Source organism: Xylanibacter caecicola (assembly GCF_013166515.1).
GTDB classification, from domain to species: Bacteria; Bacteroidota; Bacteroidia; order Bacteroidales; family Bacteroidaceae; genus Prevotella; species Prevotella caecicola.
The window spans coordinates 160,301-183,139 of record NZ_JABKKJ010000002.1; the positions used below are offsets into that span (position 1 = coordinate 160,301).

Below are 22,839 nucleotides of genomic sequence, written 5' to 3' on the forward strand. Positions count from 1 at the left end.
CATAGCTTCTTTTTTATGAATATCGCAGTATTTCGGGGTTTTGAAAAGTCAAAAAGAAAGGAAAAAGAGGGCTTTTGGTTGACAATTGATAATTGACGATTGATAATGGGGCTGAAAAGAAAGGAAGATAAAAGACGTATGTTTTGTCGCTTCATATGCGACTATCGTCTTTTATCTTCCCCGGCTTTAGCAATGTATATTTATATTGCTTTTTGGGGCGTCAACTTATGACGCGCCCCCGTGATTTAATACTTGAATGTATGCGTTCCGCTGCCGACATCGTGCTTGTCGCCGTTTGGCAGAACCACCGTCGCGTCGCATCCTACCGGGATTTCAACGGTTGTCGCCGTGCGGTTGCAGTCAACGGATATGCGACCGTAGAGCGATGCGGTGCTTGCCTTGACGTATTGCAGGTCGCCGACGAGGGTGGGGGATATGAGCAGGTGGCGCATGCCGTGCGTGCTCGGTTTGTTGTCTATGCCGCCGAGTGTCTTGAACAGCCATTCGTCTATCTGTCCCATCATGAAATGGTTCCACGACGAGCCTTGTCTCGGATCCCATTGCTCCGTCAGTGTCGTTGCGCCGTGTTTCAACTGGAAACCGTATCCCGGTGTTTCATAATGGTTGAGCATGGTGTATAACAGTTCGTTGTATCCGTTCTCCGCAAGTGTACGGAACAGGTATCTGTTGCCCACGTCGCCGGTTGTGAGGCGGTTGCCGTGTGCCTTGATATCTTCGATGAGGCTGTTCAGAACGGTCTTCTTGTTACTACCCGTAAGGTTAAGATACAACGGCAGGGCATTTGATGTCTGGCTTCCTGTGCCGTATTTGCAGGAGTCGGCTTTATAGAAGTGCTTGTTGAACTTTTCTATTACTTCGTCTGTCAAGGCTCCGTATTTCCTTGCGTCGTCGTCTTTGCCTGTCATTCTTGCTGCTTCGGTCAGAAGTTTCAGGTCGAAGATGTAATGGGCGGTAGCAACAAGAGGTATGGGAGTGTTCTTTGAAAATCCTGCGCGCCACGGACCGTAGTCATACCAATCGCCGAGACCGTGGCTCACAATGCCGTCTTCGGCTCTCGATGTGAGATAGTCCACATATCCGCGCATTGCCTGATAGTTTTCTTTTATCAGCGTGTTGTCGCCATACATGTCATAATACATGAACGGCAGGATGACAAGTGTGCTTCCCCATTCGGGCGAGTCGTCGAACAGGTTGCCGAACGATATATATTGCGGAGCTGTCGTCGGCACCATTCCGTCTGCCTTCTGCGTGTCGGTGATGTCTTTTATTATCTTCGGCACGTATGTCGTCATGTCGTAGTTGTAAAGCAGACTGGGACCGCAAAGATGGTCTTGCTCCAGCCAACCCAGCTTCTCGCGGTGCGGACAGTCGGTCAGCACGCTTTGCATGTTGCTTCTTTCAGCCCTTTCTATAAGACGGTGTGTCTGTGTGAACAACGGATTGGAACACTCGAATGATGATACTTCCTCGGCAGAGTTGTATATGAAACAGCTCTTAAGATCTTCTATTACAGGCAGCCCTTCGGGATTTGGCTCGCCTTCGCCTTTAAGAACGGCACCTTCTACCTGTATGTAACGGAAACCGTAATAAGAGAAACGTGGATGCCATGTCTCCGTGCCGTTTCCTTTCAGCGTATATTCATAATAGTGCTGGCGCCCTGTCTGCCGTTGGTCGCATACACCCTGCTTTGTAAGTTTCTCGGCAACGAGGAGTGTCACTTTCTGACCGCGTTTTCCCGTAACCGTTATTTGCGGAAAGCCTGCAAGGTTCTGCCCCATGTCGGCTACGAACACCGACGGGTCGACAGTGCGCTTGGTCTGTTTCGACGCCGCATCGAGCGAGTCTGCGTTTATCTTGTTCCATTCTTTTATGCCGTAATATTCCATAATCTTTACGGGCGGTGCCGTCTGCGGGCATAATGTCCCTTTCGGACCTTCCACCTGTACTGCGCTTTTCCAGTTCCGGTCGTTAAATCCCGGCATGTCGCATCCTGCCTGTTCCAGCGTTGCGTCGTATGACTCGCCCCCGTACATGCTGTTGAATGTTATCGGACTCAGACTGTATTTCCAGTCCGTGTCGCTTGTTATCGTCTGCCTGCTGCCGTCGCTGTAGTTTATTTCCATCTGCATTATCAGCTGCGGCGCACCGAAACTTGTCTGCAACTTACTGTAGCGGTTCATGCGCTGGACATTGAAGAAACCGTTGCCGAGCAGTACGTTTATGGCATTTCCGCCTTTATTCAGATAATCTGTTACGTCGTATACATTATAATATACAGTTTTGTCATATTCGCTCCATAGCGGTGCAAACTCGCTGTCGCCCACCTTCTTGCCATTAATGGTCATTTCGTAGTGTCCCAGTCCGCTTATGTATACAACAGCATCGGCAATGCTTTTCTTTCCTGTCGAGAACTCCTTACGCATTATGATGCTTTTCGTGGACAATGTATCCACGTCCGCCCATTTCTTCTTGAAGTCTTCTTTCTTGAATACTGTGTTTGAATATCTTCCTTCAGGAATATTTGCATCCTTTTTTGTTATGGCTCCAATCCATTTCGCATCAATCTTCTCAGGTACGACACGTATGTATTGCACCGTGCTCCATTCCGATGCTTTCCCGTCAGCATCCCATACACGCACCTGCCACTTGTATCCATGTTTATTATAGTGCAAATCTGGGATATCAACCAGCTGGCTGTTGTCCGACTTTGTCCGTCCGCTGTCAAATACCTTTTTGTTTGTAACATTCTCTTTGACAAGTATCTGATACGCCGTCTGCCGGTCATTGTTCCTGTCCGATGTCATTTGCCAGCCGAGCCTTGCGCCGCCTTTTGTGACAGCCATACCTGCCTGATAGTTGCATGTCAGCTTGGTGACTGTAAGTTTTGCACATATCGGTATTGCAATAAATGATAATGCAGCAATGCACCATGTACGGTGCATGTGCCGGTTCTTGTTAATCTTTTTCATTATGACGAATTATTGTTTTCTCGTTATTTTCCCGTTTTTTATTTCAGCCTCGACGGTTCTTCCTCCCGTTGCATGCAGGCGGAAACTTGCATTCCACTCCTTGGGCCATGCCGGAAAGAGCATTATGTTTCCGTCCTCTGTTTCCTGTAACAGCATTTCCTGCAAGCCTATCATTGACGCACCGCCCTTATTGCAGTCGGGCGCCCAGTCATAGCCCGGATCCCAGAATGCAGGGAAACGGTACGGACCGTCTGCCAACTTCTCTTCGATAAGGTGTTTCGCCTCGTCCGTCAGTCCGAGACATGCCGCCCATATATTATCCTGTTTCCACCCGGTTGCAGAGCGCATCTTTATTACGTGCGGGTCTTTTAAATAAGTGTTCCTTGCTGTTTCCAACCCCGGACGTCCCATTCCATATATGCGCCATGGGAAAACCGGGTACAGCTGCGGTGACTCCACGTTCTGAATTCTTGCCCATACAACGGCAGGAGCAATGCACGTGTCGTTGCCGATTGTTCTCAGGGGAATATCGGGAAGGGAGGTTTTTAATGAAGAATGAAGAATGAAGAATGAAGAATTATGGTTTGCCGATGAAGGATTAGGGGTTGTGGATGAAGTATTTGGTGCAGAAACAGATGACGAGTCAGTGGGGGATACCGTTGCATATTTCTTGCTAAAGTATTCACCTGCCTGACGGTTTACCGTCTGTAAGGCGGCAATAACACTCGAGGGATTATATGCCTGCTTGTATGTCTCGCATCCGGACGACGGGAATAATATCAGTTTTCCGTCTCCGTCCACTTCTTTCACTCCGCGTTTCTTTGCAAGATAACGGTAGTGTTCGTCAAAGAATTTAAGGCATTGTTCTATCAGCGGTTCATATCTGCATATATCCATGCCCGTATAAGAATGTGCCTGTAGTATCATTGAGCAGAATTCCAGTGCCGTATCCCATTGATATTCCAACCATGCGTTGCGCTCCATGCCGTAGTCGTCACCGTCCTTATGCTTTCCGTATTCGGCAGGATTGGGCAGCCCGAAGTTCTCGAGCTGTTCGCAGAATGAAGCACCGTCATGTCCCCAATAGTATTTCGTGCGCTCCACGGCTGTAGGCAGCAGGCGCAGATATGTGTCGAACTGTGCCTTCATCATGTCCGTGTCGCCGCTTTTCAACATGGGCCAGTACACAAGGCGCTGGTTCTGGGCGGTCATCGTGCCGCCTCCCCATTTGCGGTAGTCGGGTGTGAACGGGCATTTGCTGTCAACATATACCGGATCGAAAGTGAAAAGTCCCCCGTTGAATTTGGACGGCCATTCTCCGTATGCATTGCATCCGAGCATGTATCTGAACAGTTCGTAGTTTCTTACGATGTTCTTTGCCTCGCCTTCAGCCTTTATATAACTGCGTTGCCAGTATTCATGCCACCATTTCCCGCTGCGCCGGCGCGACTCCTTTGCCGTGGGTATTTTGTCTTTTCTGTCGATATCGAGGTCTATCGTCACAGTGCTTTTCTTTATTCCCGTTGCCCTGTAGTTCCATGCACGATAGTCTGTCGAGGCATATATGCCGTCGCTGGTATCGGTATATTGAAATCCCGGGGCATACATTATGCCTCCGAATTTCAGTCCTCCTATCGGATTATACAGTCTGTCTTTTATGCTGTCGAGCCTTTCACGGCTTACCGTGAAGTCGAAAACCGTTTCCTCCTTGTTCTTGTGGAAGAATGTCAGCATGTTCTTTTGCGGCTCTATGGTATCCTTGTATGTCTTGCAGTCTTTCGGCAATACCCATTTGTATGAGCATTGCTGGCATTCTGCCTTTGTCACCGGGCGGTCTTTGTATCTCCAGCTTTCATAGCTCAGCGTTGCATCGGTCTTTTGCGAAGAGTTTATTTCCATGAATATCACGGGTGAGAAAACATCCGCCCAAAGCCGTATCTCCGTGTCCGATGATTTTATGTATACAGCCCCGTCGTCAAGCTTCAGTATCTGTCTGAAGTCTTTTCTTCCGTCTGCAAACGGATTTGTTGAAAGATGAAGACGGAACCGTCCTGCTTTTAGCAGTGTGTTGTTTTCATCAAACATGCCACTGCGCGATGTGTAGAACATCACATCTCCGTTTTCCACCCATACGTTCATACCTATGCTGTTGCCGCCGCACGGCATGGACTCCGACGAGTTCTTGCTTGGTGATGTCCATATATAGTCTTCCGTAATATAGTTTCCGGCAAAAGAATATGCCGATATGCACAGTAGGATAAGCAGTATTCTGTTCTTCATGGTTTGTTTTTTATTGTTAGTTTAATAGAGCCTATAGCCTCTATAGTATCTATAGGTTCTATAACCTCTATCGCCCCTATTATTCCTCCCAGTCATCCGAGCGGAATGAACTTACAGGCAGCCCGTCGCAGAACAGGTCTCCGTCAGCCCAGTTCTTGAAAGCATATCTCACGGCTACAGGCTTACTCACCTTTTCACTCTTCAAATATACGCGGTTTCTTTCAGTCCATGCCTTTGCAGGGTGGAACACCTTGTTTTCACCTGCAATCTCAAACAGATTGCTTGTAGTTCCGTTGTTGAAGTAAACCCACTCTTTGCTCTTGTCGAAACTTATCACGGCAGTATCGCCCTTGAATTCAACATCTTTATAGCGTGCAAATTCCGGCAGTCCGGCAATGTTGTAAGTATTCCGCAGTGCAAGCAGTGCAAGACGCTCGCCTGCCTGACGTTTCTTGCGCGGATGTATACCGTATTCCAGTCCGGCATCCATCAGTACCGCCATGCCGGTGTTGGGCACAATTGTCTCCACACGTGCCTGCTGTTCGCGCAACAATGCACTGTTATAGTCCCAATTTATAAGACTGTAGTCGTATGGCGCTATCTGACAGTAGTAGAACGGGAAGTCTCCGATGTTCCATTCTCCGCGCCATCCACGTATCATTGTTGCCAGCATGTCGCCGTATGTTTTGTAGCGGTTTACGTTGTCCTCGCCCTGATACCATATAACACCGCGCATCGCCATACCTACGAGTGGGTGCATCATTCCGTTGTACAATACGGTCGGAGTACGGTTCTTCGATTTGATGTCTTGTGGAGACTTTGGTATCCGGGCATCAGGAAATGCTTTCAGCCAGTCGGCTGTCATCCATGCCTCGCATGCCGAACCACCCCATGCCACTGTTATCAGTCCCACCGGAACGTCAAGCACTTTTCTAAGCATCCGCCCGAAATAATATGCCGTTGCGCTGAACTCGCGTACACTGCCGGTGTTTGCTTCGTACCACTGTCCGCTCACCGTGTCCACCGGTTCAAACTTGCTGTTGCGCTTCACGGTGAACAGTCTCAGTTGAGGGTCACGGCTGTTAAGTCCGTCCGTTATAGCACCTTCAACAGGTTGTGCCTTGAAACCTTTCATCTGCATTTCCATGTTGCTTTGTCCCGAACAAACCCATAGTTCTCCTATCAATATATTGTTCAGCACGGTCTTCTCGCCGTCATTGAATGTGATGGAGTAGGGACCTCCTGCTTCAGGAGTCTCTATCGCAACTTTCCATTTGCCGTTGCTGTCGGCTTTTGCCGTATATGTTTTCTTTGTCCACGACGGCGAAACCTTTACCGTTGCCGACCTCTCGGCGTTGCCCCATACGTTGGCTGTTGTCTCACGTTGCATCACCATTCCGTCCGAAAACATCTTCGGAAGAGTCACTTTTGCATTGACGTTTGCAGCAACAAACAGTGACGCCATAATTAATTTATAATTCATGATAGGTAATTTATAATTCATAATTTATAATTCGTAATCGCAGCAAAGCGAGAATAACTCGTAATTCCAAATTCGTAATTAGTAATTCTCATTCTTCATTCTTTATTCTTCATTCTTCATTATTTTTATCGGACCCAACAGACCAGCCGGCAGCGTTGTCTTTTCAGCCCTGCGGTATTTGCCGTTTGTCCATATTCCTTCGAACGGAGCAGTTCCGTTGTCGTTGCCGAGCAATGCGTTTGCCCATGTATTTACAACTTCTATTCTCAGTGTGTTCTTGCCTTTTTTTACAGCATCCGTTATGTCCACGGTGTAAGGTGCGAGCCATGCCGTACCGCATTTCTTCCCGTTTACATAAACGGTGGCAATGTTTTCCACCTTGCCGAGGTCGAGCATTACCCTTCCTTTATTCTTTCCATTATGTTTAAATGTCGTTTCATACGTGGCGTGACCTGAATAATATTTTATGCTGTTGTCCGTCGAGCTGCTCCAGTCGAACAGTTCTTTCGCTGTCACGTTCTTTCCCGTCTCATCAAAAGTAATCGTCCATTCCTTTGTCTTCAAGGGGATTGTCTGCCGGATATTCACTTTTTCTTCGGCATCCAATGTCATGTTTGTCAAGATGACGAATGCAGATGCCCCCGGATTAAGTGTCATGTTGTCTGTGCCGTTGTATATCTTACCGTCCATCGGGTCGGCTATATATTTGTTCTTTCCTGTCGCACGGAACTTCGGTGCAAATGTCATTTCCTTTTCTGTAGGGTTGCAGATGAAGTAGATGTCTGCATCCTTGCCGTGGCGGTGTGTATATCCTATGCCTTCGGGCACCGTGATGTCCGGTTGTATGTTCAGTGCCGTCAGGTCTTTTTCCGTCCATGGCTTTCTTATTACTGTCAGTCCGAGTGCTTCCAACGAGTCTATGCGTGCATTGCACGTGACAATGTTGTCAGGATTCATCGGTCGTGCCTGTGGCATGACGAGAGCCTTGTATCTCATGCCGTATGCCGTTACCAGCTCACCATTCTCAACCTTTGCGCTGTTCAACACATCCTCGTTGAAAGAATCGTATTGATAACCGTTCAAAGGATTAAGCCATGTGTCGGCTTTTGTCATGTTCAACGTGTGTGTTACGCCTACCGGACTTACCTCCAAAGGCTGTCCCGCGTTTTCCATGCGTGCCTTCTCGCGTTTTACAGCTTCCGTGCCGAACAGTCCCGGAAGAGTGTTTACAAGACGTTCCGGAAGTATAGACCTTCTTGGCACCTCGTTGCCTGTATATACGGCAAGGTCTATGACCGGTTCGCCGTATTGCAGCAGGGACTGACAACGTGCGATGTAGTCGGTGAATGCAGGCATTTCGCGCCACCATGTGTTGTCGCGCTGGAAGAACGTGCCTATACCGTCGAGTGTCATGCCGGGTTTGCGGTCCGTAAACGGATTATGTGTATATACATGGAACACAATGCTGTTAATGCCCATGCAATAGTTACGGTCAAGCAACGGCTTGAGCATTCCGGGATGTTCGTCCCATGTGCCGCGCACTTCGGTAAATCCTTCTGCCTGTATCACCTTTTTATTATATATGTGTGCACCGCTTACAGCGTCGAGCATGTCGTTGGGCTTGTCGTGTGTCGGACTGTTCAGCCAGAACTCTCCCATGGGATAGTCGGCATGGCGGTAGTGCAACAACCCGTCGCTCACCATTGTCGGTGCCACGCATTCTGTTGAAAGTTCGCAGTTGTATTCCCTTGCCAGTCTTTCCACTTCGGTAAAGAAAATCTCGTCTATCATTTCGGCTATTGTGAGGCGTATGTCTCTCAACACCTTATCTGTTTCAGCCGATGTTCCTACCGGAACCCCCGCATATACGGGCAGCCATTCCATGATGTCATATCCGCGGCGTCGCATGAACTCGTCGGCAAAATTGCTGCTCCAGTTCTGGCTTCCGCATTCCCAACTGTCCACATGCAGCCTTGTAAGTACATTTTTCACCTTGTCCTTCGGTGCGTGACGGTATATGTTGGCAAACCAGTTGTCAAACTGTTTGTTTATAGCTGCCTTGGAAAACTTGTCGCATTCCAGTCCGCGTCCGCCTCCTCCTGTGGCATTGGTATGTCCTGTCGAGGTGTGTCCCATGCGCAGTATGTGCCATTTACCTTTCGGCAGGAATGTCTCTATAGTCCCGTCTTTCATCGCTTTGGTGATGTTCAGCACCATTTTGCGGCTCACGCAGTCGTCATCTGCAATGTTGAAAGCCTTTGACACGCGCCACACGGCGCCCGACTTACCCTCATATCCGTCGGTAACGGCTTCAGATCCGAGTATTATATTGCCCACTTTCAGGTTTGGCTTCCATTTTGCTGCGTCCATGTCTTCAGCTCCCGGGTCGCTTCCCTCCGGTGTCCAGTGGAATTTGAAATATCTTGCCGTGGTGGCAGGTATGGCGTATGTGGCGTATGCGTCGGTGTTCTGCCAGCCCTGACGCGCCGGATAAATCTCGCGTACAAAGCGATAGTCCGTGCCGTTGTCCGATGCGTACAGCTTGTATCTGTGTGCCTGATAGTTGTTGCCGCCTGTTATAATCTTCACGTTGCGCAGCGTGTAAGGCTCGTCGTATGACATTATGATGTCGCACGGCGTTGAAGAGCGAAACGGAAACTCTACCGAAGCCTTGGGTGTCCTGTCATCGGCGTTTGTCGCCGGATAGGCAAATACGGCGATATCTTCGTAATACCCGTTGTATGATGACGGCACGGCAAGTCGTGTCTTTACTTTTCCTCCGGACACAATGGTGTCGTTCCATACCACTTTCTGCATCGATTCCTCGGGCTTTATCCACGGTCCGCCACCAAGGGCAAAGCCGTCGGAAAAGTGTATTCCCATCTTTAGGTTCAGGCTGTCCGCCACGTTGAATACCGTATCCAGTCGTTTCCACCACTCCGGCGACAGCTGGCGTGCCGTACCGTTGTATTGTTTTCCGTCGCTGACATCCTTTATCGGCATCAGGTAGAAACCGGCTATGCCCGCATCGTGCATGGCATTGAGGTCAAGGCGTATGCCCTCGTCGCTCACGCATCCGTACATCCAGTACCAGAAAGTCCACGGTTGTGCCGTCTGTGACGGGTTGCAGAAATTTTTATACCAGTCGCCCGTGGCTTTTGCGGCGACCATACACATAAACATTAAAAATGATATACCAATTCTTTTCATGGTTGTTTTTCTTTATTTTACAAAACCTGTTGTCTTCATTCCTTTCTTATGGAAGACGTGTTTTTCCTTTTGTTGTAGATAAAAAATGTGATTTATCTACATTAATATTTGCCAGAGATAATGCAAACCGCGTGCAATGAAACCTGTTTCAAATTGCTGAGGTGCCGCTTATCTTATGCAAAGATAATGCAAACCGCGTGCAATGAAGCTTGTTTCAAATTGCTGAGGTGCAGCTTATCTTATGCAAAGATAATGTTTTATCATTTAAAAGCCAAATAAATAAGGTGTGTTCAAGATAAGAACATCTGAATATATATTCCGCATTGTATGGACAAATATCGAATTTTGACACATCTTCCCGATTTCAATTTGTCGGCGAAACGATGCTTTTATGTAACAAATTGTCAATCGAAAAATGCCACTCTGAAGTATCGTTCTACGTGGATTGAACGGGCGAAAACCACCTTTAAACAGCCCGAATGTTACCTTTTTGTTATGAAAAGGTATGCTTTAAGGTGCAAAACACATACCTTTAGGCTCCATAAATGCCACCTTTAGGCATCAAAAGTGCCACCTTTAGGACCGTAATATGCCTACTTTCGTATATAAATCAGGCAACTTTCTCTTTCCATTCTGTGCACACTTTTGTGCTTTTACGCGTAACGATCTGAAACAAAGCATATTATCTCTGCACGCGAATTTTGGCGATATTCAGCTCCGTCAGTGCTTTTGTTTCAGAAAATCGCCGTATTTCGGGGTTTGAAGAAATCAAATAGTAAGCTGAAATGCTGTTTTGCTTTAAAAGTGTAAGACCTGCTTTGTATGGACAGGGAATTGTCATGGCACGTGATAACAGAGGTAGAGCAGGGGTGATTTGTCTAATTCATCGAACTCATGTTAAATAATTACCCGACGTTCCCGCTTGCGCAGAATTATAAATTATAAATTCTTAATTATAAATTAAAAAAGCCCTGTTGTCTGCGCAGCGCAGAACCAACGGGGCTTTTTTATTATTTACATATCGTTATGTTCCTATTCTTCCTCCTCTTCCCATAAGTCTATTGTCGGGGGTGTGTAAGGCTTTGAAAGAATTTCTTCCTCGTCTATGATGATGTCTTTTTCTTCATCTCCTTTAGGCAGTGAACCTGCAAGTATTTCCCCTTCGGATATTGTTTCGTATACCGTTGTTTCCGGTGTTATATATATGTTCTTTTTCATTGTTTCGGATATAAATATTGTTTAGAAAATTACTTTTTTGCCGTTCACTATGTATATGCCCTTCTGCGGTTTGTCTATGCGCATTCCGTTTAGGTTGTAGTAAACTTTTTTGGCGTTGCCGTTTTCACCGGAGATGTTGGTTATGCCTGTTGTCTCTCCTCCCATGGGGATGAATTCCTTTGCATTGCCTGCCGGTGCCTCTTCCCATACAAGATATGCCTTGCCAGCAGGAATGGTCACATTTTCCGAAACCTTGTAGAAACCTACTCCCAGGGTCTTTACTGCCATTGCGTATATATTGTTCCCGCCTTTTATTGTTCCGTCGGATGCAAGCAGCTTGTTGGATGTAACGTCGTCTGTTGCTTCGTCTATTTCTGTAAGGGTATATGTACCGGCATTCTCGGCGTAAACAATTACCGGAGTGCCTTTAGGTGCATTGTTTATCTGTATTGTCTTAACCTTGTCAGCAGTAACGTCGTTTACAATATATGCCTTGACTTCGCTTCCGAAGTCTACAGCACGTGGAGTAACGTATGTTGTGTATTTCTTGTCAGTTACGGTTACAGTTGGCAACTTTTTATATGTTATTGTGGCGGTCTTTATTCTTGCTGTTGCATTCGCTGTGAATACAACAGAATTTTTGTTGCCTGTCCATAATGTTTTATCGCTAGAGAAATTGCCACCTGTTGTTATTCCTTTATCACTACTACTATATGTAAACTTTATTTGAGTTATGACATAGCTATTTGGCACGGTATATGTTATACTACCACCGCCTTTATATACTCGAAGATCACATTCGCCTTTTGCGTTCCAAATTCGCGTATTTGTACCTCCATTTGTAGAGGACATTGTTACAATATCTTTGCTGATATCTTGGGTAATATCTGTACTTGCACTATTTGCAGGCTTTGTAAGTCCCAAACTTGCAGGGTCTGTATAGTCAAATGTTACTGTTTGATTGTTAGGATCAATAACAGTCAATGTATAGCTTGTTGTTGCTTCTGTCCACGCGTTTGTTTCCTCTGCTGTTGCAGTTATTGTTACAGTTCCGGCACTTTTGATTTCCACTTCCCCTGTTGTTGCGTTTATGTTTGCGATGTTTGTGTCGCTGCTGCTGTATGTTATTGTTCCGTCATAGTCTTTTCCGTTCTTGAGCGCAGCTGTTGCCTTTGGCGAGATGAATGCTTCGCCAAGATTTACATTGTATATGGTCTCTGCACCGAATGAAAGTTCAGTGATGTGTTTCTTTATATTAAGTATGTATGATGCAGTGCTTTCCTGCCAGTTGTCATTACCTGCAAAACTTGCAGTTATTGTTGTCTCACCTGCGGAGAGTATATTTATTTCACCATTGTTGTTTATGGTTGCGACAGCTTCATTATTTGAAGAATAAGTTATGATTTCGTTAAAACCTTCAGCATAGTTGAGTTTGGGGAATGTTTTATTTTCTGTGTCAAAATACGGTTCATAGCTTGACAAACTCCAGTTGAATGTCGGGTCTTTCCTTAAGTCGGGTTTTACAACTGTTATTGCAAATGTTTCTGATTGTTCGGTGAAACTTCCGTCTGCACTTGCTGTTATAGTTATATTAGCTGTACCTTCTCCTATACCGGTGATAATTCCGTTAGCATCTACAGTTGCTATACTTTCACTGTCAGAACTATAAGTAATTGTTCCGTTATATCCTTCTGTCTTTGTTATCTTTGTACTGAGATCGCATGTTTCTCCGGCGTTTATGGTAGCGGATGTTTCGGTGATATTGAAAGCAGATGCTTGCTTTGTATAAGTTATCGTATATTGATCAATGTAAAGAGAATTTATTGTAGCTTTTATCTCAATTACGATGTTTTCATTTTCACCTATTTTATAAGTTTTATAATCATCTAATATATTGACATTTATGTCTTTGTAATTAGTGCTATAGCTTGTATTGTCATACCATTGGTTGAAAGTGGTAGCGTTTGGTATGGATGCAATGGTGTTGGTACCTATCTTAGTTGTAAAAGTTCCTGCGCCGTCACTTTTATTAGATTTCATTGATAGTTTAATGCCTGTAACCGTGCATCCTGTAAAACCGGTTAAAGTTAATGTCGCAGAATTGTTTTTTGTTATTTGACCTTTGGTAGTGTAAGTTTGTTTGAATGTAGCATTGCTATTTTCTGGTGCGTTTCCAGTCGTTGTTACGGATGATGTAGAAGCAACTTTATATATAGCATCTTCAGCACTAACCGTACCACTAACCAACAAAAGAAGAAGTGTACAAATTACCCCCCCCGAAAAACGGGATTTAATTAAATCCCGAAAGTGTAAAAAAAGATTCATAATACTTATGTTTTAGATAATTGTTGTTAAATTATTAGATTGCAAAGGTATATATTATGTAGTTAAAAGAGTTGTTTTTGTAGATAAAACTTAATATTCGGTAAAATGTTTAACGTTTGTTTAACAATGCGCGAAAAGATATAAGACAAATGAACAAGGAAGATTTCCGTGTTCTGTCAGGACAAACATTACAGCTACTGTAAGGATTTCAATACTTCTGCATTTCTTAAATGCTCATGTTTCATTTTTCCGTTATTGCTTATGTACAGCTTTGTCATCGTTATTTCAGGTGGCTTATTGTTACTAATCTAGAGTTTGATATGGCTCTTTTTTGTTGAAAAGAGATGTATAGTTTACTTTTTAATGGCTCATTTTTTTTATCTGGCGGACAGTTGTGATGCCCTATTTAAATGTTCTTTAAGCAATATTTGTTGTAAAGAAACATTCTGTCAATCTTTTTAATTATCTTTGCAGATATGAAATTTATAAAGAATTGAGCAGTTTTAAAGCAAGTGTAACGTAGAAAAGGAGGTGAAACAACAGACATAAGAAAGAAACGCAAAAGGTGTGAGAGCCTATATAACGAGTTTTAATAATATGAAGCAACAGCGTATTGTTGCAGTTTACCAAACCGGAATAAAGCGTTTCCACTCTGATTTGAAATGAACAAATAAAATGATATTGAGCTTTTAAGCTCTTGTTCTCTAACGTCGAATACCGCCAATATTCATTCCCGAGGACAAGCAGTCTGAAAGTTCGCGCTGATAGGGCGTGAACTATTCTGTGCTTGTTGGGAATAAGGTCACTTGGCGGTAACCGGATGTTAGACAAGTCACAAAATGGTTTTCGCCTTTTTTCCTTAATCAAATAATCAATGAAAAAGTTATTATCAATAGCGGCAATGTGCCTGCTTTCTATTGCGTTATATGCGCAAGATGTCACAGTTACAAGATTTCTCGGTATTCCCGTAGACGGGACAAAGGCTGCGATGATAAGTAAGCTGAAAGCCAAAGGGTTTAAAAGTATTGCTTATGATTCGGACATGTTGAAGGGGGAGTTTAATGGAAGAGATGTATATATAAACGTTGTAACAAATAATAATAAAGTCTGGCGTATAATGGTATCTGATGTCAATGAATTAGGCGAGGCTGATATAAAAATAAGATTTAATGATTTGTGTAGTCAGTTTGAACGTAATAGGAAGTATAGGACGTTATCTCCTAATCAATCATTGTCAGACGATGAAGAAATAGGTTATGGAATACGTCTTCATAATAAAAGATATGAAGCTGGCTTTCTACAGAAAGAGAGTGCAGATGCAGAAAGCTCATTGAGTGATTGGAGGCGTTCAGTCTGGTTTATGATTAGTGAAGGACGACAATATGGTAAATTCCAAATTTTGATGTATTACGATAATGAATACAACAAAGCTAACGGTGAAGACCTGTAGTAGAAATTATCAATGAAAAAGATATAGCCTTGTTTCAGACGTCCCGGTCGGCGCACATCATTGCCATGGTTGTTGGCTGTGCGCCGATCCGAGAGATTGTCTTTCGTTGTTTTGTGTGACGGCGTGCTTCCTTCACATTGAGTGTCGAGAAGATATCCGCTTTATATCACACGCCGTTCCCGTTCTTTTATTCTCCGTTTTTTACTTACTTTTTATCACGGCTTTTCGGTGATGTCCTTGCAGAAGAATGTTTCGAGGCGCTTGCCGCGACTTTGCCGTATCGACACGTTCTTGAGCGTGATGTCCTCGCTGTATACCAGCCGTGCGCCCTGTTCCGCCGTGATGCCGACGTTCTCCAGCGTAATGTTCCTTACGGGCATCTCGGGTATTCCGTTGAAGAACAGCGCGCGTTTCGCACCCGTACATGTCGTGTTGCTTATGTGTATGTCCCTGAACGCCGGTGTTGTCTCGTCTACGGGCGCGGGGGCTACGGGTGCCGGCACTGTCTCGCCACGGCTGTTCACCGTTGTGCGCGCCTTGTTGCCGTAGTAAAGGTCGAACACCACGGCGTCTCCTTTTATTCCGGTCATCGCTATGCCGTCTATGAATATCCGTTCCACAGTGCCGCCGCGCCCCCTGGTGCTCTTGAAGCGCAGTCCGGTGTCTGTGCCCATGAACGTGCAGTTTCTTGCAAGTATGTTTCTCACGCCACCGCTCATCTCGCTTCCTATCACAAATCCGCCGTGCCCCTTGAATACGGTGCAGCCTTCGATGACGACGTTCTCGCACGGGCGTCCGCGCCTCCTGCCGTCGGCGTCCTTGCCGCTCTTTATGCAGATGCCGTCGTCGCCCACGTCGAACGTGGAGTTTCTCACCACCGCGTTGCGGCACGACTCAAGGTCAAGCCCGTCGCCGTTCTGCGCATATTCCGGGTTCTGCACCGTGATGTTGTCTATGAGCACGTTCTCGCACATCAGCGGATGGATGTTCCACGACGGCGAGTTGCGGAACGTCACGCCCTGCAGCCATACGTTGCGGCACGACACGAGGCTCACCATCACGGGGCGCATGTGGTGGCGTATGTTCCTCCACTCGTCGTCGGTTGATATGCCGAATGCCTCTTTCAGGCGTGCCGCCTCGTCGGCGTCCGTCACTCCCGCGTCTGGAAACCAGTAGTTGCCGCCGTCGACCGTCACCCCGCTCACCGCCGTCAGTTCCTGCCACTGTCCCGCGGTTGTCTTCATTCGCTTCAGCGGTCGCCAGCGCTGTCCGTTGCCGTCGATTACGCCCTCGCCGGTTATGGCGACGTTCTTAAGGTTCATTCCGGACACGGGCGACTGGCAGCGCCTTGCATTCAGTCCCTCGAACACCGTGCCCACGGGCGGATAGAGACTGATGTCGGGTGAGAAAAGTATTACGGCGCCGCGTTCGAGATGAAGGTCTGTGTTGCTTCTCATCACTATCGGCCCCGTCAGCCATATTCCTCGTGGCACTATGAGGTGCCCGCCGCCCTCTGCGGCAAGCCTTTCCATTGCCCGGGCGAATGCCTGCGTGCATAATGTCGTGCCGTTGCCAACGGCTCCGAAGTCTGTTACCGACACCGACCTTTCGGGGAATGCCGGGGCGCTGATTTCCGGCATGTCGAACGGCATGTTGCCGCTCCCGTTGCCGTCATTATTTCCCTGTGCCTGTGCGCCGGCTGCCGTCAGTGTGAGCAGGAGCGCGATGATACTGATGATTTTTTTCATTTCCATTCGTATTAAATAAGTCCGACAATGCGGTTCCTGTCCGCAGATATGTCGCAATTACGTGCAAATATAGTGATTATTTAGCCGTTGACAGAGGACTATTTATTATTTTATATATGAAATATGTTCAAACGACGCTTGCCCTCTGCGAGGGAAGCTCTTAAAAGGAGATAAGGGGAGATAGGAGGAGATATGTGGCTTATGCCACAGGAGATAAAGGACGATAGCCTAAGAAGTAAAGCGATGATTTGAGGAGATAAAGGAAGATAAGAGACGTATGTTTCGTTGCATGCCACAAGACATTTGTCCTTTATCTCCCGTGGCATAAGCCACATATCTCCTCCTATCTCCCCTTATCTCCTTAGAGTATCTTCCCTTATCTCCTTAGACTATCTTCACATATCTTCGTTTTACACATTGTCCGCTTTCACTCCCAATCGGCGACACTTTGCTTTTTGAAAACATACGGGATTTTTCTTAAACCAGCGTCGTGGTGCAGCCACGGACGTGCCATTTCCTATTTTGGATCGATCCAAAATATAATTTGGACGTTCCAAAATTTCGTGAAGCACGTTCCAAATTTTCGTAAAGTACATTCCAAAATTCAGAAAAGCATGCTTTTACAACCCCGAAAGGCACGTTTTACATCCCGAAAAGCCGTGTTTTGGGGCTGAAAAGCCCATTTTTGCCCCCCCCTCCGCTGCTTTTCGCTGCACAGATATGCGCTGTATGTCGTAACGTACTGTCTTTGTGTGCGTTACGCCTGCACACGTTTCTTTGCGATATTTGCGCCCTCCTTGCTTTTATTTTACAAGGACGGCAAAAATAAAGGGTATGCAAAAAAGCAAAGTGTAAGGTAAAAGATAAAATATGCGACATTGTGATATTATGAAATATGAATAATACGTAGATCCTGAATATTTCGTCACCGGGTTATTGTTTGGAATAATATCTATATGAAGCTGCTTTTTTTTAAAAAGAACATTTTCTCTGCAAAAGCATAATTAAAAAAACATCAAAGTCTTGTATAAAAAATGTAACTTTGCAGAAAACTTTAAAATACAGTGAATACCGCTATGACAGAAGAACAAAAAAGAGTAATCATTGAAAGTGGGAAAAATTATTTTCGTACTTCAATAATCCCCAATCATATAAAAAATCTCCAGAAACTGAGATTGAAAGATTTTGATGTAAATCCCTTCCTTATCAACTATCTTGCAGCTTTCCTTTGCGGTGACACCGCACCGCAATCTATGGCAAAAGCTCTTGTCTATCCACGTATTCTCGGAACAAGCGTAAATACCAGTTTTGGGCAGAACATCCAAATATTCATATCCCAGCTTGCACAGGTTGCAGGATGCGCTTCCGGGATAGATGGGATTGACATAGAATTTATTGATGCACTTGATGGCAGAAAGAAATATTGCCAGTGTAAAGCCGGATCACAGACAATCAACAAAGATGATGTTGATACTATATTAGGACACTTTAAACGCCTTATTGGCAAAGCACGTTTGGATAGAATACCATTGCAAATGGATGATATGATTGTCGGAGTGCTGTATGGCGAGAGAATATCGGCAAATTACAAGACAATAGCAACTACCTATCCTGTTTATTGCGGTGCTGAGTTTTGGGAACATATCACCGGTGACAAAACTTTCTACTATCAACTTGCCAAGGCATTCGGTGAAGTGGTTGAAGAAGATGGAATAAACGGAAGTTCTCTAATACTACAGAAAGTGGAGGATATTGCAATGGAAATTACAGAAAAAGGCGGTTTATAAATATGCAGTTCATATCAGAAAACAATCTGGCGGCTTTGATAGGAACATCCAATGCAACTGTCCGGAAATGGACGGAAAATGGCGTTTATCCTTCGCGTGTGGAAAACGGAATGAAAGGTTTTTATCTTGAAGAAATCGCAAAAATTCCCGAGGTTAAAGAAATGTTGGGTAGCCATTGGGATGAAGAAAAGAATGTGTATCCGTTTCGTGAGTACACATCCGTAGAGCTTTTTGCCGGCGGTGGCGGGCTTGCTCTTGGCTTGTCTTTAGCCGGTTTCAGTCATGTACTGCTTAACGAATTTGATAACTCTGCCTGTAACACTCTTCGTATAAACAGACCTGATTGGAATGTGATAGAAGCGGATGTACGTAATATTGATTTTACTCCACTTTGTAATAAGGTTGATTTTCTGTCCGGAGGTTTCCCTTGTCAGGCATTCTCTTATGCAGGAAAACAAGGAGGATTTAATGATACGCGTGGCACACTGTTTTTTGAATTGGCAAGAGCGGTAAAAGAAATTCGCCCGAAAGTATTTATGGGTGAAAATGTCAAGGGATTGATATCTCATGACAACGGACGAACATTCAATACCATAAAGAATGCTATTGCAGAATTGGGATATACCCTTATAGAACCGCGTGTATTGAAAGCCGTCATGTATCAGGTTCCGCAAAAGCGCGAACGACTTATCATGATTGCGATTCGAAATGATTTAGCAGAAAAAGTATATTTCCATTGGCCCTCACCATATACACAGGTGCTTACATTGAAAGACGCGCTTTATAAAAGTGTAATATACGATACGGATGTACCTGAATCAGAAGGTGTAAGATATCCGTCAAAAAAACAGAAAATATTTGATATGGTGCCGCAAGGTGGTGATTGGCGTAATCTCCCAGAAGATATTGCCAAAGAATATATGGGAGGAAGTTGGCTCTTGGGTGGAGGTAAGACTGGAATGGCGCGTCGGCTGTCCCTTGACGAACCTTCATTAACACTGACGTGTTCTCCTTGTCAGAAACAAACCGAACGTTGTCACCCTGTTGAAACACGCCCGTTGACAGTAAGGGAATATGCTAGAGTTCAGACTTTTCCGGATAATTGGCTATTTGCAGGAACGATAAGCAATAAATACAAACAGATAGGTAACGCCGTACCTGTAAATCTTGCATGGGCAATAGGACGTTCGTTGATCAGACTATTCAACGACATACAGATCCTAGAATCGACAGAAACACCTGATACCTCAGAGGCTGTTGAAAAGATTCTTGAACAACTAAAAGAACGTGATGCAGAGAATGTATCTGATGTAAAAAACGACAGATTGAAAAAGAAAACTACGGTAAGGCAGTTAAACTTCTTTGACATGTTTGCTGATTATCCGGATGGCATTGTTTCAAATATGGTAAAGGAAACACTGCCAAAAGAATACGGAATATCATCTAAGATAGACATGGACAAGAATGTATTGATTTGCTATGTCAAGAAGGATAATATCGGTGAATATATTGAAAAGAAAGCAACTGTTTATTATACTGGTAAGAGATTTCCGTCTACTGTTGCATTGGACAAATTGTGTTACTTCGTTCCTTATATAAGCGGTCAAGGTATACGTGACATTTACAAGATTAAAGTTGTTCGTGTCGGTACAAGGAAAGAAGGGCAGATAGATAACAATCCTGCTGATTACAGACTGGTATTTGAAATAGAATACATCAAATCATTGTTTTCGGAATACAAACAACCGGTACTTGAAATTTGGCACACTTATACAGATATGACATTGGCAGAGTTAACTTCATCCGTTTAATGTGATTCATTAAAGATTGCAGTAAGGAATACTTTGTAAATATTGCTCATTATTATCATTGGGGGGGGTGATTGGGACAATAAAAAAGAAACGTTCGTGAGGATTGACTGTCCGTTAGAACGTTTCTTTTTTGCGGCGCACCGTCACCGCCCGGTACCGCTTACGCCATGATATTCCGAAGGCGTCACGCCGTATTTCTGTCTGAAGCAGCGCGAGAAATACCGTGGGTCTGAGTATCCGCAGGCATACGCAATCTCCGCTATGCGAGGCTTCCCGTCCTCCGCCGCGGCTGCTCCCAGCATCTGCGCCGCCCTCTGCATCCTTGCGTCTATGAGCAGTTGCGCGGCGGTGATGCCCACAAGCGAGCGCAGCTTGCGGTTGAGGTTGCTGCGGCTCGTGGCGGCAAAGGCAGCCATGTCGTCTATGTTCGCGTCGCTGTTGCCGATGTTCTCCTCGATGTATCTCATCACCAGCCCGAGAAACCTGCGGTCGCTTTCAGGCAGTTCCGCCGGCAGTGCCGGTGCCTCTGCCTTTTCCGCCGGGCTCTGTCCGCCGTCCGCGCGGTCGAGCAGCGCCATGTATTTGACGAGCAGTTCGCGCCGCTGACGGTTCATGTTGCGGATGTAGAACACCGTGTATACGACGCCCGTTATCATCCCGGCGAACAGCAGCCATTCTGCCATGCGCGCCCACAGCGTCTCGTGCCAGTGCGGCGTCACGATGATTGTCAGCCGGCGCGCGTTGTCCACCCAGCGCCCGTAGCGGTCGGTCGACTGCACCGTCAGCGTGTGCGTCCCGGGCGCCATGTCGTAGAACGTCAGCGTGCGGTCGTTGCCCGCGCGGCTCCACGGCGAGCCGTCCAACCGGCTTCTGTAGCAGATGTCCGTGTTGTCGGTATAGTCAAGCGCGGCGAACGATATGGAGAAGTTCCTCTCGTCCGTGCCCAGCACCACGGTGTCCGTCGTACAGATGCCCGTCACGGGCTGTTTGCCGCTTACCATAAGTTCTGTGAACAGCAGCGGCGGCTTGTATCCGCGCGTGTCCATGTTGTGCGGCGTGGCGATATAGGCGCCCTGCTCCTGTCCGAAGAGCCACGAGCCGTCGGGCAGCCGCAGCGGGCGCTCTTCCGAGAAGTGGCACGCCGCGCTCCAGAAGCGCCTCGAGTAGGTGACGGTGCTGTCGCCGTAGGGCATGAAGTCCATTACCCTGTCCGTGCACACCACCAGTATGTGCCCGCCGCCTTTCACCGTCATGGCAAGGCAGGCGTCGGACGTGAGCGACGAGTTGGCGGTGTTGAAGTGCGCGAATGACGGTTCGTCGCCGAACAGCTCTTCCTCGTCTGTCATGTCTATTCCGCTGTTCTCCGTGGCGATGAATATGCGCCCTCGACCGTCCTGCACCACGTCCATTGTGGCGTTGTTGCACAGGCTTCCGCTGCGTTTGCCGTCGCGCCCCAGCCGGCGGAACACGCTCTTGCGCACGTCGCTGCGGTTTATTCGACCCGTGACAATCCCGTTTGTCGTGGCGCACACGATGTTGCCACGCCGGGTGAGCAGCAGGCGCCTAACCTTGCACCCCTTGCTCTCTGCGCCGTTTATTTTGAAACTTATGAACATGGGGTTGTCGGCTTCGGGATTGGGAATGCACACCACGCCGCCCCCGAAGGTGGCAAGCCACAGCCGTCCCGCGCCGTCCTCTATGATGTGGTAGATGATGTCGCACGCCAATTCCGCGCCCCTTATCCTCCTTATCTCGAAAGTGCCGTCCGCCCTCTCCCTCATGCGTATCAGCGCCCCGGGCTTGCATCCCGCCCAGATGTCGCCGCCGCGCGTCTGCACAATAGTGTAGGCGCGGTGTCCGAACGGCGTCTTCTCCCCGTGCAGCCGCCCGTCGCTACCCAAAAAGCCCGCGAGCACGTTCCTGCCGTCGTATATCCGTATGCACTCGTCCTCCTTCGTCGCCAGCCACCAGCGGTTCTTCCTGTCGCGCATGAACGCCCTTGCCTGCACGTTCTCCGTGCCTGTTACGATTTTCGCCGGATGATGCGCCGTGCAGGTCTTCGTCACGCCGTATCGCTCCACCGTCCACACGTTGCCCTCGCTGTCGCGGAAGGGCGCGGGCTTGCCTATCGGCGGCATGTCGTACATTGTGGTGTCCGCCACGTCTTCTAACCGGTAGTTGTGGGTGTCGAACCTGAAGAAACCGCTCTCGGTGCGGCACACTATGTTGCCCTTGCCGTCTTGCATGATTCTGCGTATCACCTCTGACTTGATGTCCGTTCCGTCGCCGGGGCGTGTCTTTATCTGCCGGAACTCGTAGCCGTCGAACCGGTTCAGCCCGTTCCACGTGGACAGCCAGATGAAGCCCTGTCTGTCCTGTAGCACGTCTGAAACTATCCAGTGCGACAGACCCGAGCGGTTGTCGTATGTCACGGACCGCTGTGCCGTTGCGGCAAGCGTGAAGATGTATGCAAGAAATAACGATTTAAGGATATGGCGCGGCATGGCGGTATGTGTTTAATATAATAATGTGTATCA

11 protein-coding genes are annotated in these 22,839 nt (G+C 46.7%); 3 read left to right on the top strand and 8 right to left on the bottom strand.

What is annotated here, in order from left to right:
* Positions 1-245: 245 nt before the first annotated feature.
* The 6 genes from HPS54_RS02330 to HPS54_RS02355 all read right to left on the bottom strand — a co-directional run bounded on the left by HPS54_RS02330 (position 246) and on the right by HPS54_RS02355 (position 13,506).
* Positions 246-2,990: an alpha-L-rhamnosidase gene (locus tag HPS54_RS02330; protein WP_420907305.1), complete on the bottom strand. Its 2,745-nt coding sequence runs from the start codon at positions 2,988-2,990 to the stop codon at positions 246-248.
* A gap of 9 nt (positions 2,991-2,999) precedes the next feature.
* Positions 3,000-5,270, bottom strand: coding sequence for a DUF5703 domain-containing protein (locus HPS54_RS02335; RefSeq protein WP_172343864.1), 2,271 nt, complete (start codon positions 5,268-5,270; stop codon positions 3,000-3,002).
* A 79-nt stretch (positions 5,271-5,349) separates the two neighbouring features.
* Positions 5,350-6,753: a sialate O-acetylesterase gene (locus tag HPS54_RS02340; RefSeq protein ID WP_172343865.1), complete on the bottom strand. Its 1,404-nt coding sequence runs from the start codon at positions 6,751-6,753 to the stop codon at positions 5,350-5,352.
* 102 nt (positions 6,754-6,855) lie between these two features.
* The gene (locus HPS54_RS02345; RefSeq protein WP_420907309.1) at positions 6,856-9,930 is read right to left on the bottom strand and encodes a glycosyl hydrolase; all 3,075 of its coding nucleotides are present in this window, start codon (positions 9,928-9,930) and stop codon (positions 6,856-6,858) included.
* A gap of 1,065 nt (positions 9,931-10,995) precedes the next feature.
* Complete coding sequence (locus HPS54_RS02350; protein WP_172343867.1) at positions 10,996-11,181, bottom strand: hypothetical protein; 186 nt, start codon at positions 11,179-11,181, stop codon at positions 10,996-10,998.
* Between the two features lie 21 nt (positions 11,182-11,202).
* Positions 11,203-13,506 (bottom strand): Ig-like domain-containing protein, encoded by a 2,304-nt coding sequence (locus tag HPS54_RS02355; RefSeq protein ID WP_172343868.1) that lies wholly within the window; start codon positions 13,504-13,506, stop codon positions 11,203-11,205.
* A gap of 874 nt (positions 13,507-14,380) precedes the next feature.
* Here HPS54_RS02355 and HPS54_RS02360 point away from each other — a divergent pair.
* A complete protein-coding gene (locus HPS54_RS02360; protein WP_172343869.1) occupies positions 14,381-14,956 on the top strand; it encodes a hypothetical protein in 576 nt (191 codons plus the stop codon).
* A 215-nt stretch (positions 14,957-15,171) separates the two neighbouring features.
* Here HPS54_RS02360 and HPS54_RS02365 read toward each other — a convergent pair whose 3' ends face one another.
* The gene (locus HPS54_RS02365; RefSeq protein WP_172343870.1) at positions 15,172-16,704 is read right to left on the bottom strand and encodes a glycoside hydrolase family 28 protein; all 1,533 of its coding nucleotides are present in this window, start codon (positions 16,702-16,704) and stop codon (positions 15,172-15,174) included.
* A 1,076-nt stretch (positions 16,705-17,780) separates the two neighbouring features.
* Between HPS54_RS02365 and HPS54_RS02370 the strand changes: the two genes are divergently transcribed.
* Entirely contained in the window at positions 17,781-18,491 is a 711-nt protein-coding gene (locus HPS54_RS02370) for a PmeII family type II restriction endonuclease (RefSeq protein WP_172343871.1), read from the top strand.
* Positions 18,492-18,493: 2 nt separating this feature from the next.
* Positions 18,494-20,302 carry a DNA cytosine methyltransferase gene (locus tag HPS54_RS02375; RefSeq protein WP_172343872.1) on the top strand — a complete coding sequence of 603 codons (1,809 nt, stop codon included), beginning with the start codon at positions 18,494-18,496 and terminating at the stop codon, positions 20,300-20,302.
* A gap of 143 nt (positions 20,303-20,445) precedes the next feature.
* Here HPS54_RS02375 and HPS54_RS02380 read toward each other — a convergent pair whose 3' ends face one another.
* Positions 20,446-22,806, bottom strand: coding sequence for a helix-turn-helix domain-containing protein (locus HPS54_RS02380; protein WP_172343873.1), 2,361 nt, complete (start codon positions 22,804-22,806; stop codon positions 20,446-20,448).
* Between the last annotated feature and the right edge of the window lie 33 nt (positions 22,807-22,839).

Coding starts and splice junctions, on each gene's coding strand:
- HPS54_RS02330 (WP_420907305.1), bottom strand. CDS start 2,990: ATGAAAAAGATTAACAAGAACCGGCACATGCACCGTACATGGTGCATT.
- HPS54_RS02335 (WP_172343864.1), bottom strand. CDS start 5,270: ATGAAGAACAGAATACTGCTTATCCTACTGTGCATATCGGCATATTCT.
- HPS54_RS02340 (WP_172343865.1), bottom strand. CDS start 6,753: ATGAATTATAAATTAATTATGGCGTCACTGTTTGTTGCTGCAAACGTC.
- HPS54_RS02345 (WP_420907309.1), bottom strand. CDS start 9,930: ATGTGTATGGTCGCCGCAAAAGCCACGGGCGACTGGTATAAAAATTTC.
- HPS54_RS02350 (WP_172343867.1), bottom strand. CDS start 11,181: ATGAAAAAGAACATATATATAACACCGGAAACAACGGTATACGAAACA.
- HPS54_RS02355 (WP_172343868.1), bottom strand. CDS start 13,506: ATGAATCTTTTTTTACACTTTCGGGATTTAATTAAATCCCGTTTTTCG.
- HPS54_RS02360 (WP_172343869.1), top strand. CDS start 14,381: ATGAAAAAGTTATTATCAATAGCGGCAATGTGCCTGCTTTCTATTGCG.
- HPS54_RS02365 (WP_172343870.1), bottom strand. CDS start 16,704: ATGAAAAAAATCATCAGTATCATCGCGCTCCTGCTCACACTGACGGCA.
- HPS54_RS02370 (WP_172343871.1), top strand. CDS start 17,781: ATGACAGAAGAACAAAAAAGAGTAATCATTGAAAGTGGGAAAAATTAT.
- HPS54_RS02375 (WP_172343872.1), top strand. CDS start 18,494: ATGCAGTTCATATCAGAAAACAATCTGGCGGCTTTGATAGGAACATCC.
- HPS54_RS02380 (WP_172343873.1), bottom strand. CDS start 22,806: ATGCCGCGCCATATCCTTAAATCGTTATTTCTTGCATACATCTTCACG.